The sequence below is a fragment of the Pseudomonas congelans genome, from assembly GCF_900103225.1.
Lineage (GTDB): Bacteria > Pseudomonadota > Gammaproteobacteria > Pseudomonadales > Pseudomonadaceae > Aquipseudomonas > Aquipseudomonas congelans.
Genome location: NZ_FNJH01000004.1, coordinates 261112 through 276743 on the forward strand (window position 1 = coordinate 261112; position 15632 = coordinate 276743).

12 protein-coding genes and 1 riboswitch are annotated in these 15632 nt (G+C 60.5%); of the genes, 7 read left to right on the plus strand and 5 right to left on the minus strand.

Translation table 11 applies throughout. The annotated features are described in order from the left end of the window. Position 1 precedes the first annotated feature (1 nt). The 4 genes from otnK to otnI all read left to right on the plus strand — a co-directional run bounded on the left by otnK (position 2) and on the right by otnI (position 4330). Positions 2-1291 (plus strand): 3-oxo-tetronate kinase, encoded by a 1290-nt coding sequence (gene otnK, locus BLR20_RS15860; protein WP_054992556.1) that lies wholly within the window; start codon positions 2-4, stop codon positions 1289-1291. Beyond that, on the plus strand, positions 1291-1929 hold the full coding sequence (gene otnC / locus BLR20_RS15865; protein WP_003392253.1) for a 3-oxo-tetronate 4-phosphate decarboxylase: 639 nt from the start codon (positions 1291-1293) through the stop codon (positions 1927-1929). Before otnK ends, otnC begins: the two co-directional genes overlap by 1 nt. A gap of 135 nt (positions 1930-2064) precedes the next feature. Further along, positions 2065-3522, plus strand: coding sequence for a GntT/GntP/DsdX family permease (locus BLR20_RS15870; protein ID WP_032613339.1), 1458 nt, complete (start codon positions 2065-2067; stop codon positions 3520-3522). Positions 3523-3544: 22 nt separating this feature from the next. Beyond that, entirely contained in the window at positions 3545-4330 is a 786-nt protein-coding gene (otnI, locus tag BLR20_RS15875; RefSeq protein ID WP_010429645.1) for a 2-oxo-tetronate isomerase, read from the plus strand. A gap of 182 nt (positions 4331-4512) precedes the next feature. On the opposite strand, the gene BLR20_RS15880 is transcribed toward otnI, so the two are convergent. Together BLR20_RS15880 and BLR20_RS15885 are read right to left on the minus strand one after the other, a co-directional pair. Beyond that, positions 4513-4908: an acyl-CoA thioesterase gene (locus BLR20_RS15880; RefSeq protein ID WP_002551711.1), complete on the minus strand. Its 396-nt coding sequence runs from the start codon at positions 4906-4908 to the stop codon at positions 4513-4515. Between the two features lie 66 nt (positions 4909-4974). Further along, positions 4975-7128 carry a patatin-like phospholipase family protein gene (locus BLR20_RS15885; RefSeq protein ID WP_240035949.1) on the minus strand — a complete coding sequence of 718 codons (2154 nt, stop codon included), beginning with the start codon at positions 7126-7128 and terminating at the stop codon, positions 4975-4977. Continuing rightward, a riboswitch (S-adenosyl-L-homocysteine riboswitch) is annotated at positions 7129-7239 on the plus strand. 23 nt (positions 7240-7262) lie between these two features. Between BLR20_RS15885 and ahcY the strand changes: the two genes are divergently transcribed. The 3 genes from ahcY to BLR20_RS15900 all read left to right on the plus strand — a co-directional run bounded on the left by ahcY (position 7263) and on the right by BLR20_RS15900 (position 11869). Next, positions 7263-8672, plus strand: coding sequence for an adenosylhomocysteinase (gene ahcY, locus BLR20_RS15890; RefSeq protein WP_032613334.1), 1410 nt, complete (start codon positions 7263-7265; stop codon positions 8670-8672). 150 nt (positions 8673-8822) lie between these two features. Then, entirely contained in the window at positions 8823-9668 is an 846-nt protein-coding gene (gene metF / locus BLR20_RS15895) for a methylenetetrahydrofolate reductase [NAD(P)H] (protein WP_010429660.1), read from the plus strand. 311 nt (positions 9669-9979) lie between these two features. After that, a complete protein-coding gene (locus BLR20_RS15900; protein ID WP_032613332.1) occupies positions 9980-11869 on the plus strand; it encodes an RNA helicase RhlE2 in 1890 nt (629 codons plus the stop codon). Positions 11870-12110: 241 nt separating this feature from the next. Here BLR20_RS15900 and BLR20_RS15905 read toward each other — a convergent pair whose 3' ends face one another. The 3 genes from BLR20_RS15905 to BLR20_RS15920 all read right to left on the minus strand — a co-directional run bounded on the left by BLR20_RS15905 (position 12111) and on the right by BLR20_RS15920 (position 15497). After that, the gene (locus tag BLR20_RS15905; RefSeq protein WP_003346342.1) at positions 12111-12689 is read right to left on the minus strand and encodes a YceI family protein; all 579 of its coding nucleotides are present in this window, start codon (positions 12687-12689) and stop codon (positions 12111-12113) included. Positions 12690-12716: 27 nt separating this feature from the next. After that, the gene (locus BLR20_RS15910; protein ID WP_010437340.1) at positions 12717-13265 is read right to left on the minus strand and encodes a cytochrome b; all 549 of its coding nucleotides are present in this window, start codon (positions 13263-13265) and stop codon (positions 12717-12719) included. A gap of 357 nt (positions 13266-13622) precedes the next feature. Beyond that, positions 13623-15497 (minus strand): flavin monoamine oxidase family protein, encoded by a 1875-nt coding sequence (locus BLR20_RS15920; RefSeq protein WP_032613328.1) that lies wholly within the window; start codon positions 15495-15497, stop codon positions 13623-13625. Between the last annotated feature and the right edge of the window lie 135 nt (positions 15498-15632).

The window sequence follows — 15632 nt, forward strand, 5'->3', positions numbered from 1 at the left end:
GATGAGCCTGAATAACGCTCGCCCGCTGCTGGGCTGCATTGCCGATGACTTCACCGGCGCCACCGACCTGGCCAACATGCTGGTGCGGGGCGGTATGCGCACCGTACAGAGCATTGGCATCCCCAGCGCAGAGATGGCTGCCGGTCTGGACGCCGACGCGATTGTCATCGCGCTGAAATCGCGTACCACGCCCAGCGCGGACGCGGTGGCTGAATCCCTGGCTGCTCTGGAATGGCTGCGCGAGCGCGGCTGCGAGCAGATTTTCTTCAAATACTGCTCGACCTTCGATTCCACTGCCGCCGGCAACATCGGCCAGGTCAGCGCGGCACTGCTGGAGCAACTGGGCAGCGATTTCACCCTCGCCTGCCCGGCCTTTCCGGAAAACGGCCGCACGATTTTCCGTGGTCACCTGTTCGTGCAGGACCAGTTACTTAGCGAATCGGGCATGCAGAACCATCCGCTGACACCCATGACCGACGCCAATCTGGTGCGTGTGCTGCAAGCGCAGACCCGCCACAAGGTCGGCCTGTTGCGCTACGACAGCATTGCCCAGGGCGTCGAAGGCGTGCGCAACAGAATTGCCGAGCTGCGCGCCGAAGGTGTGAGCATGGCGATTGCCGATGCGCTGTCGGATGCGGATTTGTACACCCTGGGCGAAGCCTGCGCCGACTTGCCGCTGCTCACCGGTGGCTCGGGTCTGGCGCTGGGCCTGCCGGGCAACTTCCGCAAGGCGGGCAAGCTGCGCGATATCGATGCAGCCAAACAGATCGCCATCAGTGGCGGTGAAGTGGTACTGGCGGGTAGCGCATCGGTCGCCACCAATGGTCAGGTTGCGGCCTGGCTGGAAGCCGATCGTCCTGCGCTGCGCATCAATCCGCTGGACCTGGCCGCAGGCAAGCCGGTGGTCGAGCAGGCGCTGGCCTTTGCCAGAGATGCCGGGCAGACCGTATTGATCTACGCCACCAGCACCCCGGACGAAGTCAAAGCCGTGCAGAAAGAACTGGGCGTCGAACGCTCCGGGGCCATGGTCGAAGCCGCACTTGGCGAAATCGCCAAAGGTCTGCTGGGCGCAGGCGTACGGCGTTTCGTGGTGGCCGGCGGGGAAACCTCCGGTGCCGTGGTTCAGGCACTGGGCGTGCAGTTGCTGCAAATCGGCGCACAGATCGATCCGGGTGTTCCGGCAACGGTGAGCAGCGGCGCACAACCGCTGGCCCTGGCCCTCAAATCCGGCAACTTCGGTGCGCGCGACTTCTTCACCAAGGCGCTCAAGCAACTGGCGGGGGCTGCCTGATGATCGATGAAAACGCACTGCGCCAGGAAATCTGCGACGTCGGCCGTTTGCTGTATGGCCGTGGCTATACGGTGGGTAGCGCCGGCAACATCAGCGCACGACTCGACGACGGCTGGCTGATTACCCCGACCGACGCCTGCCTGGGGCGCATGGACCCGGCCGACATCGCCAAGGTCAATCTGGCCGGTGAATGGGTGTCCGGCAGCAAGCCGTCCAAGACCCTGGCCCTGCACCGCGAAGTCTACGACCGCAACCCGCAGGTCGGTGGCGTGGTGCATACGCACTCGACGCATCTGGTGGCGCTGACCCTGGCCGGCGTGTGGCAGGAAGACGACATTCTGCCGCCGCTGACGCCGTATCAGGTCATGAAGGTTGGGCATATTCCATTGATCCCTTACGAGCGTCCGGGCTCGCCGAAAGTCGCCGAGCGCGTGGCGGAACTGGCTAACAGCGTGCGCGGCGTAATGCTGGAGCGGCTCGGTCCGGTGGTCTGGGAAAGCTCGGTGGCCAAGGCCTGCTATGCCCTGGAAGAACTGGAAGAGACTGCCCGTCTGTGGCTAATGAGCAACCCCAAACCTGCACCGCTGGACCCGGCGGCGCTTGAAGAGTTGCGTCAGGTGTTCGGCGCCAGGTGGTAACGAACACACGGTGATCGGGGAGCGCACTGCGCCTCCCGGTCGAAAAACAATAACAACAGGAATCGAGAGCATGACTCACCCCTACCCCGCTGTTTGGTTGTCAGTCTTTACCGCCATTGACCGGAGTGCACGGGCATGACGCCGCTCATGTTGATGGTCGTGGCCGGTGCGGGCATCGCACTGCTGTTGTTTCTGGTGCTCAAATACAAATTCCAGCCCTTTGTCGCCCTGATGCTGGTCAGCATTATCGTGGCGCTGGTCGCCGGCGTTAAACCGGCCGACCTGGTTGCCACCATTGAAGGCGGCATGGGCAAGACCCTTGGCCATATCGCGATCATCATCGCCCTGGGCGCAATGATCGGGCGCATCATCGAGCTGTCCGGCGGGGCCGAAGCACTGGCCAAGACCCTGATCAACCGCTTCGGCAACAGGCGCACGCCACTGGCGCTGACCGTTGCCGGCTTCATGGTCGGCATTCCGGTGTTCTTCGAGGTCGGCGTGATCATCCTCATGCCGCTGGCCTACGGTGTCGCGCGTGCGGCACGCAAGCCGCTGCTGATTTTCGCGCTGCCGATGTGCGCCGCACTGCTCGCCGTGCATGCGTTTCTGCCGCCGCATCCGGGCGCTGTCGCCGCCGCCAGCCAGTTGGGCGCGGACCTGGGCCGGGTGCTGATGCTGGGTATTCCGATCGTTGCCGTGCTGTGCATGATCGGCTACTTCGTCGCAGGACGCATGACCCGCAAGACCTACCCGATGACCGATGACATCCGCGCCGAAGTCTATGGCCCGCACGTCACCAACGAAGACCTGGAAGCCTGGGCCCGTAACGATTACTCCGGCGTGCGCGAAGCGACCGAAACCCGAACCATGGGCGTCGAAGAAAGCGCCAGTAGTCTGGCGAGCAAGCTGCCGCCCGCGCCCGCACCGGGTTTCGGACTGATCATCGCGCTGATCCTGCTGCCGATCGTGCTGATTCTGATGGGCACGCTGGCCACCACCATGCTGCCGGCCACGTCCACACTGCGCGCAGTGCTGACCGTGCTTGGCGCCCCTCTGGTTGCGCTGCTGATCGATACCCTGCTGTGCGCCTGGCTGCTGGGCTCGCGTCGCGGCTGGAGCCGTACCCAGGTGTCCGATGTGATCGGCTCGGCCTTGCCGGGTGTGGCGATGGTGATCCTGATTGCCGGCGCCGGTGGCGTATTCGGCAAGGTGCTGGTCGACACCGGCATTGGTGCCGTGGTCTCCGAGGCGCTGCGCAACACCGGTCTGCCGGTGCTCGCGCTGGGCTTCCTGCTGACCCTGCTGCTGCGCGCCGTGCAAGGCTCGACCACCGTTGCACTGGTGACCACCGCAGGCATTCTCAGCCCGCTGATCGCCACACTTGACCTGAGCGCTAACCACTTGGCTCTGCTGTGTCTGGCCATGGGCGGTGGCGGTCTGGCCATGTCGCACATCAACGATGCCGGTTACTGGATGTTCACCAAGCTGGCGGGCCTCAACGTCGCCGACGGCTTGCGCACCTGGACCGTACTGGTCACGCTGCTCGGCACACTGGGCTTCGTGATTACCCTGCTGCTTTGGCCATTCGTCTGACCTTTTGAAGACTGGAGTTAACATGCCTCGCTTTGCCGCCAACCTCAGCATGCTGTACCCGCAGCATGATTTCCTTGAGCGCTTCGCCGCAGCCGCTGCCGATGGTTTCGGCGCGGTCGAGTACCTGTTCCCCTACGCCTACAGCACTCAGGAACTCAAACAGCGCCTGAGCGACAACGGTCTGGTGCAGGCGCTGTTCAATGCTCCGCCGGGCGACTGGGAGGCAGGCGAGCGAGGCATTGCCACGCTGCCGGGCCGTGAAGCGGAATTTCGCAGCGGTATCGAGCGGGCACTGGAATATGCGCAGGTGCTGGGCAATGACCGTGTGCACGTCATGGCCGGTCTGCTGCCCAGTGAAGGCTTGCGTGAGCGTCATCAGGCGGTCTACCTGGAAAACCTGGCGTTCGCGGCCGAGCAAGCCAAGGGCGCAGGCGTCACGATTCTGATCGAGCCGATCAACACCCGCGACATGCCGGGCTTCTTCCTCAACCGTCAGGATCAGGCGCAGGACATCTGCAAGCTGGTGGGCGCCGACAACCTGAAAGTGCAGTTCGACTGCTATCACTGCCAGATCGTCGAAGGCGACCTGACCAGCAAGCTGCGCCGCGACTTTGCAGGTATTGGCCATATCCAGATCGCCGGGGTACCGGATCGCCATGAGCCGGACCTGGGCGAACTGAACTACGAGCACCTGTTCAACGTCATCGACGAACTGGGCTACAGCGGCTGGATCGGCTGCGAATATCGCCCGAAAGGCGACACCAGCGCGGGCCTGGCGTGGTTGCGCGAGTTACAAGCCAAGGGCTGAAACGAGGGCATGGACGACGCGAAGCGTCGTGAACGGCATCCCCACGCGGAGCGTGAGGAACGATCATTCTGTAACTGTCGTGCCCAAGCATGGTCGGCGTCCGGGAGAACACTATCGTGCCCATGCTCCCCGTGGGCACGCCGTTCTGGACGCTCTGCGTCCGATGTTCAGCGAGCTGAGCATCAGTCCTCTACGTCGAACTGATCCTTGATATAGCGAATTTCAGTCCGGCCGTGTGGCGCGGGCTGACCGTCTTCGTCGAGGTTGACGAAGACGATCTTCTCGACCGTCAGGATGCTTTTGCGAGTGATCTTGTTGCGCACCTGGCATTTCAGGGTAATCGAGGTACGACCGAACTCGGTGGCGGTAATACCCAGTTCGATGATGTCACCCTGACGCGAAGCGCTGACGAAGTTGATCTCGGAAATGTACTTGGTCACCACCCGCTGATTGCCCAACTGGACGATGGCGTAGATCGCTGCCTCTTCATCGATCCAGCGCAGCAGGCTACCGCCGAACAACGTGCCGTTAGGGTTCAGGTCTTCGGGTTTTACCCACTTGCGGGTGTGGAAATTCATGTTCACTCCTGAGCGTCTGGCCTGTAGAGAACTGCATGATGGCAGAGCCAGCGGCCCATGCCCATGTCATTGCGCAGTTGCATCGGCAGTTGTTATACGCCACGACTTTGCCAGTTCCACAGTGCCTGATTGCAGCAACTGCCCAGGCAGCGCGGATCTGGAGGCGTAGGCCGCAATAATCCCATCCAGCGCGCGATTGACTTCGCTGGCAGTGGTCGCCTGCAGCAGGATCCGGTCAGCACTCAGCAACAGATTGATATTGGCTGAGGTTTGCAGAAAGAGATGCATTGAAGGGAAGATCACCGATTTTCTGATGTTGCCTGCAATGACCCGAACTTCCCGTTCACGCATTTCGGCCAACGCGGCAGCCAGAACCGGCGATGCCACTGCGTTATTGCGCACCGCATCAAGCAGGCGCAGGCGGGCCTTTCTGTCGAAGCGATTCAATTGCAGTGCCAACCACCGGAGGTGCGCCGGGTCGGTAACCAGTCCATCAAGACGCGCAACCGCCTCGCCAAGACTGCCAGTTAACGTCAATCGACTGCTGCTCTCGTAGGTTTCAACCATGGCATCCAGCATGGCAAGTGCGGCGTTGGCCCCTGAGAGCCACGTCATTATGCTGTTCATTGTGCCGTCGGGCGCCCTGCTCAGGACGCTATCAAGCATCTCGTCGTCCATGCTCAGCAGCGCCTCGTTCATGGATTCGAAAACATATTCCTCTCGTTTTTCTGCACGCAGCTTCAAATGTGCACTGACCGCCTGCTGCAAACGCTCCTGCAAGTGATCCTTGATGTCGGCGGTCATGCCAAAATTCACCGTGCCGCTCAATGCACCGCTGAAATCACCCTTTTCCGTACGCAGTGGTACTACGACGGTCTGCTCCGCAAAGGCCTTGAGGCTGAGGTTCTGGAATTCACGACTTGCAGAGACAGGGGCCCCTGTCAGCCAATCGGTCAACAACTGCGTAAAGCCGCCACGGTCGATCGGGCTCTCCTGCTGTTCGAACCGGAGGATCAGCATGTCCGAACCGGACATCAGGTCTGTGGCCAGTCCGGGATCAATGAGTTGCGGTACCGGAGTATTGAGCAGGACGCCGCCATCCTGAAAGAACGTCAGCTCGTCGATTGCCTGAAACGCCATCCCCTCTCCAGAAGGCTGTTTGAACAGCACAGGCAGGGACGCGGAAACATGGGCGGCCATTGCAATATCCAGTTCGGGAGTCAACGCCGCGCTGAATACCACCAGTTGCGGCATCCCCGCGAGCATGGCCGTGCCGGTGATGTTCAGATTCTTGATCTGCGGAATATGGCGGTTGAGCACTGCCAGGTCAGCGAACGTCACAACACCTCCGGCCACCAGACGATCCCGGATGTCAGTGACCTCGGAAGCGTGTTCATCGTGGATCCGGCTCAGGACCGCCGTCCGGGCGGTTTCACGCAGCAAGGCTTGCAGAGGCAGCGCCTGAGACTGGATACGCGGCAATACCCCCAGCAGCACACGGGTAAAGTCGCCGATGGCGCCAGGCAGGGCTTTTTGCGTTATCGCCCCGAGGCCGGAAAAGGCCTGCTGAAACCAGCCTGCGCCGTTATCAGCGCTGTCGAGCAGGGCAAGCAGATCGGTGTCGTCAGTGAGCGTGTCGAACTGCCGTGCATCTATCCCGCACGCAAGCATTACCGCCATGATCGCCCCCACTGAAGAGCCATAAACCGCCTGAATGTCGTTCAGGACCCCCTGCTGCTCCAATGCGTTGACCGCTCCGGAGTAGGCAATGCCCTTCGCGCCACCGCCACTGAGAATCAGCTTGTTAATCGGCGGCAGCGCCAGTTCCAGGCGGGTCACGCCATTTTCATAATCGGTCAACGTGATGCGGCGCTTGCCTGCATGCTCGACAATCACCCGAGAACTGCCTTCGGGGTTGGTCATTGATAGAGGGGTGTCGTTCGAGGTCATGTGCATAACGAGTTCTGCCTTCCGTTGTTTCAGGGTGCGCTGGCACGCGCTGCTTTTTGTAAGGCGCAAAGCGTGTGGCTCACGCTTTTCGCCTGCCTTATGGAAAGCGAGACTAGGGGCAACCCTGAAGCGAGGTGCGGTACAGGAATATAGAGGGTCGAAAATCCGCCGAACGGTGATCCGACAGAAAACCTTGGGAAGAATCGCGAGCACCGCTATACTGCCAAACGTTTCAAAACGGTCATCTACGCTTGATACCGTTCCCGCCACCTGTCCGAGGGGCGCTGCAGCAGGTTTTCCCTGTCAGGCTCGGATGGGGCGTTGTTTGCCAGGACGATCCTCGACCGGCAAGCCTTAAACGCACAACGGCGCCCATTCGCATATTTATGGAATGGAGACTCTCAATGAGTGCTGTAATCACGCCCGCAGAATTCAATGACTACAAGGTTGCCGATATTTCCCTGGCCGCCTGGGGTCGCCGCGAAACCATCATCGCCGAATCCGAAATGCCTGCCCTGATGGGTCTGCGTCGCAAATACGCCGGTGATCAGCCGCTCAAAGGCGCGAAGATTCTCGGCTGCATCCACATGACCATTCAGACTGCCGTACTGATCGAAACCCTGGTTGCCCTGGGTGCCGAAGTTCGCTGGTCGTCGTGCAACATTTTCTCCACTCAGGACCAGGCTGCTGCGGCCATCGCTGCTGCCGGCATTCCTGTGTTCGCCTGGAAAGGCGAAACCGAAGAAGAATACGAGTGGTGCATCGAGCAGACCATCCTCAAGGATGGCCAGCCATGGGACGCCAACATGATCCTCGACGACGGCGGCGACCTGACCGAGATCATCCACAAGAAATACCCGGCGATGCTGGACAAGATCCACGGCGTCACCGAAGAAACCACCACTGGCGTGCACCGCCTGCTGGACATGCTGGCCAAGGGCGAGCTGAAAATCCCGGCCATCAACGTCAACGACTCGGTGACCAAGAGCAAGAACGACAACAAGTACGGCTGCCGTCACAGCCTGAACGACGCCATCAAGCGCGGCACCGACCACTTGCTGTCCGGCAAGCAGGCGCTGGTGATCGGCTACGGTGACGTGGGCAAGGGCTCGGCCCAGTCCCTGCGTCAGGAAGGCATGATCGTCAAAGTGACCGAAGTCGACCCGATCTGCGCCATGCAGGCCTGCATGGACGGTTTCGAGCTGGTCTCGCCGTTCATCGACGGTGAAAACGACGGCACCGAAGCGAGCATCGACAAGGCGCTGCTGGGCAAGATCGACCTGATCGTGACCACCACCGGTAACGTCAATGTCTGCGATGCGAACATGCTCAAGGCGCTGAAAAAGCGTGCTGTAGTGTGCAACATCGGTCACTTCGACAACGAAATCGACACCGCTTTCATGCGCAAGAACTGGGCATGGGAAGAAGTGAAGCCACAGGTTCACAAGATCCATCGTACTGGCCCAGGCTCGTTCGACGCGCAGAACGACGACTACCTGATCCTGCTGGCCGAAGGGCGTCTGGTAAACCTGGGTAACGCCACTGGCCACCCAAGCCGCATCATGGACGGCTCGTTCGCCAACCAGGTTCTGGCGCAGATCTTCCTCTTCGAGCAGAAGTACGCTGACCTGGCACCCGCCAAGAAAGCCGAGCGTCTGACCGTTGAAGTACTGCCGAAGAAGCTCGACGAAGAAGTGGCCCTGGAAATGGTCCGCGGCTTCGGTGGCGTTGTGACCAAACTGACCAAGACCCAGGCCGATTACATCGGCGTGACCGTCGAAGGTCCGTTCAAGCCGCACGCGTACCGCTACTGATCGAGCCGTTTCGGTCCGCTTCTTACGCAGAAGCGGATCGAGCGTCATCAGCCATCACCGGCAGCACGCGCTACGCCGGTGATGCTCAGTATCTGAAGGCCGTTCCGGCCTTTTCGCGAACAAGTTCGCTCCTACGACGAGATCGGCTCCATGTCTCAAGAACGCCGCTTCAGCTTCGAGTTCTTTCCCACCAAAACCGACGCTGGACACGAAAAGCTGCTGACCGTCGCTCGTCAGTTGGCCACGTACAACCCCGATTTTTTCTCCTGCACCTATGGTGCCGGTGGCTCGACCCGCGACCGCACGCTCAATACCGTGCTGCAGCTGGAAAACGAGATCAAAGTACCTGCTGCGCCGCATTTGTCCTGCGTAGGCGACAGCAAGGATGACCTGCGCAACCTGTTGGCGCAGTACAAGGATGCGGGCATCAAACGCATCGTGGCACTGCGCGGCGACCTGCCTTCCGGCATGGGCATGGCCAGCGGTGAGCTGCGTCACGCCAATGACCTGGTGAGCTTCATTCGCCAGGAAAGCGGCAGCCATTTCCACATCGAAGTCGCCGCTTACCCGGAAATGCATCCGCAGGCGCGCAATTTCGAAGACGACCTCAAGCACTTCGTCAACAAGGCCAACGCCGGCGCCGACAGTGCGATCACTCAGTATTTCTTCAACGCCGACAGCTATTTCACCTTTGTCGAGCGTGTCGAGAAGATGGGCGTCAGCATTCCGATCGTGCCGGGCATCATGCCGATCACCAACTACAGCAAGCTGGCGCGTTTCTCGGATGCCTGCGGTGCGGAAATCCCGCGCTGGATCCGCAAACAGCTGGAAGCCTATGGCGATGACGTGCAAAGCATCCAGGCGTTCGGCGAACAAGTCATCACGCAGATGTGCGAACGACTGCTGCAAGGCGGCGCCCCCGGCCTGCACTTCTACACCCTGAACCAGGCAGAACCGAGCCTGGCGGTGTGGAACAACCTGCAACTGCCACGCTGAAAACGGCTGCGGCACCGCGATCCGACCGGCAGTTTCCGGGGGATCGCGGCCTCATACACCGTTGGGCAGCAGGAAAGCGGCGTATTGCGCTCGCTCTGTTATACTCCAGCCTTCCCGCCAGGCTTACGCCCGGACGCCCGGTCTTGCAATCGTCACCCGTTCACGCCAACAGCGCAATTTTCATCAAGCGCAGACGTCACGGAATGCACTGAAGACCCGGCAGGACCGGACGGGATCGCGTTGTCTTTACACGCCATTCGCGCCAGGCAAGACATCCCTTGAGCTTAAGCTCCAACAGAACAGGATTACTCATGTCCTTTGCTTCCCTCGGTCTCTCCGAGGCTTTAGTCCGCGCCATCGAGGCAGCGGGCTATACCCAGCCTACCCCCGTGCAACAGCGGGCCATTCCCGCCGTGTTGCAAGGTCGCGACCTGATGGTTGCGGCACAGACCGGTACTGGTAAAACCGGCGGTTTCGCCCTCCCTATTCTGGAGCGGCTGTTTCCCAATGGTGTTCCGGACAAATCCCAGCGTCACGGCCCGCGTCAACCGCGCGTTCTGGTCCTGACCCCGACCCGCGAACTGGCCGCACAGGTGCACGAGAGCTTCAAGCTCTATGCCCGCGACCTGAAGTTCGTCAGCGCCTGCATCTTCGGTGGCGTCGGCATGAACCCGCAGGTTCAGGCCATGTCCCGTGGTGTGGACGTTCTGGTGGCCTGCCCTGGCCGCCTGCTCGACCTGGCCGGTCAAGGCAGTGTCGACCTGTCCCACGTCGAAATTCTGGTGCTCGATGAAGCAGACCGGATGCTCGACATGGGCTTCGTGCACGACGTCAAGAAGGTCCTCGCGCGGCTGCCGGCCAAGCGCCAGAACCTGCTGTTCTCGGCTACCTTCTCCAATGACATCACGTCGTTGGCAGGCAAGCTGCTGCACAACCCCGAGCGCATCGAAGTCACGCCGCCGAACACCACGGTCGAGCGTATCGAGCAACGGGTTTTCCGCCTGGCAGCCAACCACAAGCGTTCGCTGTTGGCGCATCTGATCACCGTCGGTGCCTGGGAACAGGTGCTGGTCTTCACTCGCACCAAGCACGGCGCCAACCGCCTGGCCGAGTACCTGGACAAGCACGGCCTTGCGGCTGTCGCGATCCACGGCAACAAGAGCCAGAACGCTCGTACCAAGGCGCTGGCCGACTTCAAGGCAGGTGATGTACGCATCATGGTGGCGACCGATATCGCCGCACGCGGTCTGGATATCGATCAGTTGCCGCATGTCGTCAACTTCGAGCTGCCCAACGTCGACGAAGACTACGTTCACCGTATCGGTCGTACCGGCCGTGCCGGTCGTTCCGGTGAAGCCATTTCGCTGGTTGCGCCGGACGAAGAGAAGCTGCTCAAAAGCATCGAGCGCATGACCAAGCAGAAGATCGCCGATGGCGATCTGATGGGCTTCGACATCACCGCAGTAGAGGCTGAGAAGCCGGAAGTGCGCGAGCGTCCGGATGTTCGCAATTCGCGTGGCGCACGTCCTGCACGTGGCGATGGCGACAAGAACAACGGTGGTCGTCGCGACAAGGGCAAGGATAAAGGCAAGGAAAAACCTGCCGCTGCATCCGCCACTGGCGAACGTCCTGCAAGGCAGCCACGCGAAAAAAAACCTCGTGAGGGCACGCCTCGCAGCGAACAGCGTGCATCGCAACCCGCCACACCGCGTCCGGCAGCCGATCGTGCACCGGATGAGTTCCGTGACGACGAAGTAGACAACTTCGGTAATCGCGCTGACTACGTCAGTCCTTATCAGGGCAAAGGCCAGAACCGTGGTCGTCGCCCTGCTGCCGCGCCTGGCGCAGCCGCACCGGCCGCTGGCGGCGCTGCTCGCCCGGCTAATCCGGGTCGCCCTGCCGGTGGCGCTCGCAACGGCTCGGGCAGTGGCGCGCCAAAGCGCAACGGCTCGGGTTCATCGGCACCCCGCTCGCGTGATGGTCAGCCACGTGGCCGTCGCCCGGCACGTGAAGAGCAACCCTTGCCACGTGAAGGTGAGGAGCCAGTCGCACGCGCACCACGCGACGGCCAGCCTCAGCCGAAGATCGTGCACAAGGAATCCAAGATCGACCGCTTCCCGTCTGCCGAGCAACTGGACCAGTTGCCAAGCCGCCCACGCGGTGAAAAACCGGCCCTGCTGACCCGCAACCGCGACAGCTGACAGCCACGCAACACTGAAAACGCCCCGACTTGCTCGGGGCGTTTTTGTTTGTTGTATCAATGATCGCTATGGACGCTCCGCGTCCGATCTTGAGCGGGCAGCGCGGCTCACATCTGTGACGCAGAGCGTCACGAACTGCATGCCAACGCGGAGCATTGGCACGATAGTCACCTCAGGACGTTTCATCGCACCAACAAAAACGCCGACCCAAGGGTCGGCGTTCTGTCGATCAAGCGTGCAATTACTTCTTCTGTACGCCTTCGAAGCTGATGTCCAGATCCAGCGTCTGCGACGTCGGGCCTGGGCCTTTGATGCCGAAGTCGTTCAGGTTCAGCGTCGAAGTACCGTTGAAGCCGGCACGGTAGCCGCCCCATGGATCCTTGCCTTCGCCGTTGAAGGTCGCCTTGATGACGATTGGCTTGGTCACGCCGTGCAGGGTCAGGTCGCCAGTGACGTCAGCCGTTTTCTCGCCAGTCGACTTGACTGCGGTGGAAACGAATTTGGCTTCCGGGTATTTGGCAACGTCCAGGAAATCCTTGCTGGAGATGTGCTTGTCGCGCTCAGCGTGGTTGGTGAACAGGCTGGCGGTTTTCAGATCGACATTGATTTTGCTGGCTTCAGGCTTGGCAGCATCGAAGCTGAACGTGCCGTCCCAGTCCTTGAAGGTACCGTGGATGAAGCTGTAACCCAGGTGGCTGATCTTGAAGTCAACGAATGCGTGTTGACCTTCCTTGTCGATAACGTAGTCGGCAGCCATGGCCTGGCCAGCAGACAACAATGCGGTACCCAGAGCCAGAGCGGCGAGAGACTTCTTCAACATGCGTTTATTCCCGTTTTGGTTGAACAATCAATTACGACCCAGCATACGCTTGAGGGTCACATCGCGATCGATGAAGTGGTGTTTCAATGCAGCAAGACCATGGAGCCCCGCGAATATCACGATGACCCAGGCCAGATACAGGTGAATCCAGCCAGCCGTTTCTGCCTGATCAGGAAGGCCCGACACCAGCGCGGGCACATCGAACAGGCCGAATATCGGAATCCCCACGCCGTCGGCGGTGGAGATGAGATACCCGGCGAACATCACGGCAAACAGTGCGACGTACAAAAACAGATGGCCGAATGCAGCACCGATGCGCGTCAACTTACTGTAGCTGGTCAACGGCGGCGGTGGCGGACTGAGCAGACGCCAGACCACACGGATCAGCATGATCGCGAACAGCGTGATGCCGATGCTCTTGTGCAAATCAGGGCCCGCCTTGCGCCACGTATCGTAGTAATCCAGCCCGACCATCCACAGCCCCAGCGCAAACATTCCAAACACGACAGCAGCCACACCCCAGTGCAGCACCATGCTGACCAGACCGTAGCGAGAGGATGAATTACGTAGCTGCATTACCAGTACCTTGTCAGAAGTGTTACCAGACTAGCTTTTTATCTATCGAATGAAAGCGCAAAATTTCGCTCGGACGTATCGAACAATACGATAGGTCTGGTGGGCATTTCGTACCTCGATTCTGTTGCCTGCCTGAACACCTGAACCACTGTTCAGCGCTGCCAGGCTGTCCGCGCTGCAGCAGCATCCCGATAATTTGCCGCCAGTAACACTTTGCAATGACCATCGGCCTTTCGATGCCGATGAACGGCAAGATAAGGCCCGACAAGGTCAACCCACAAGGATAGAACGAATCGAGCGCGCATAAAAAAAGGGATGCGGTGTGAACCGCATCCCTTTCAGTCAGCCATCGGACGGTCAGTTATTGGCGTCTGCAGGCGCTGCTTCAGCAGGGGTCTTGGCGGGAGCCGGTTTGCTCTGAGCCTTTTTCGCTGCCTCTTTTTTAGCCGCTTCCTTCTTCGCAGCTTCTTTTTTAGCCGCTTCTTTCCTGGCCGCTTCCTTGCTCTGCACTTTCTTCGCAGGTTCAGCCTTGGTCGCCGGCTTCTTGGCTGGCTCGGCTTTTACCGGCGGTGTGGCAGGCTGGACAACCGGTGCAACCACGGGTGCCGGAGCCACAGCCGGTGCAGGCGCTGGAGCAGGCTCTACGGCTTTCTCAACCGGAGCAGGTGCCGGGGCCGGTGCCTCGCCGCCACCGAACATGCGCGAGAAGAAGCCTGGCTTGTCAGCCTGCGGCTTGGCAGGTTCAGCCGGTTTGTCGGAGGAACCGCCGAACAGATTGCTGAAGAAATTGCCTTCGGACTTCTGCGAAGCCGGGGCCGGTGCTTTCGGCGGTGCAACCTTGACCGGTTCGAACGACTTGCCAGCGGCCAGATCCTGCACCTGGCCGGCTGCACGCTGACCACTGCGCAGGGCGCCTTCCAGGGTGCCGGGGTACAAGGTGTCGGTGTGCTCGCCAGCAAAGGCTACCCGCAGGATCGGCCGTTCCCACAAGCGCCAGTATTTGCTGATCTGGCCGGGACCGAACGCCAGGTAAGAACCGCCGGTAGAAGGATCGACGCTGTAACGGCGGATTTCATAGCCGGTGTAGGCGCCGCGTGCCTCAGGGTAGAACGCATGCAGACGGATCAGCACCTGATCGACCATCTGCTTGTCACCGAAAGCCTGCATGATGCGTGCGTTGTCGCCAGACAGGTTGATCACCACGTTGGCGCCACCTTTAAGCGCCGGCTCTACCCACAACATGCCCAGACCGGTGTTACTGAATACTTCACCGGACATACGCGCCTTGCTGTCCCAGACCGGAGTCTTGAACTTGAGCATGATCTGGTCGCGCCAGCCGTAGTTGGTGCTCTTGATCGCGCCCATGTGCTGCGCGTCCAGTGCAGGCGTCATCTGGATCTTGCCCAGCGAACGCAACGGCACGGCCATCACTACATAGTCTGCTGTATAGCTGGTGGCGCCAGCCTTGACCGTGACCTTGTCCTTCTCTTGAATGACTGCCGTCACCGGCGAGTTGGTCTTGACGGTCTTGAGTTGCTTGACGAACGCCTGGGTCAGCACCGCACTGCCACCGGGCAGGCGCGCAGCACGCAAGTCACGCTCGTCGACCGAGCGATAAACCCGCGATTGCTGGGCGAGGTACAGCAGCGACAGGCGCGAAGGCTCGTCGTAGCGGGTACGGATCTGCTGATTGATTAACTGACGCGCAGTGACAGGCAGGTTCAGACGGTCCAGCCAGTTGGCAACGTTGATCTGGTCCAGCGCAAACAGCGTGCTGTTGGACGCCGGGTTTTCCGGGTCGTCAACCGAACGCGCGAGATTATCCAGCGTGTCGTTGTAGCGCTTTATGGCTTCGGCGGTCGCGGGCTGTTTGACGGCCAGGTCAGCCTGGGTGAAGTACACACCGTCGATCAGGTAGCTAGGCGTGCGCACAAATTCAGGCGCAGGCACAGTCGACAGCTTGAAGCTGTCCAGGTAGCGGTTCAGCACAGGCTGAGCCTTGGTATTGCCGATCCACTCGCTGGTCGCCAGACCGGAGCGTCCACCCAGACTCGGCTTGGCTTCCAGCACGGTCACCTGCCAGCCTTTGGCCTGCAGTTCATAGGCGGCAGTCAAACCTGCCAGACCACCACCGACGACAATGGCGGTTCGTTGTTTTTCATCGGCGAGCGTCGAAACGCTGACCAACCCTGCCACTATCAGCGCACAGGCGCGCAGCCAACCAGAAAGCATTCGGCGAACTCCAGAAAACATAGGGAAGATAGGGCAAGTCAGCCCGACACATCGACTCGCTGCGCAGGATACGCGAGCCATCAAATAGCCGCCAGCAATGTCCATCAGCCGTTAAAACTGCATCAAAGGTTGTTC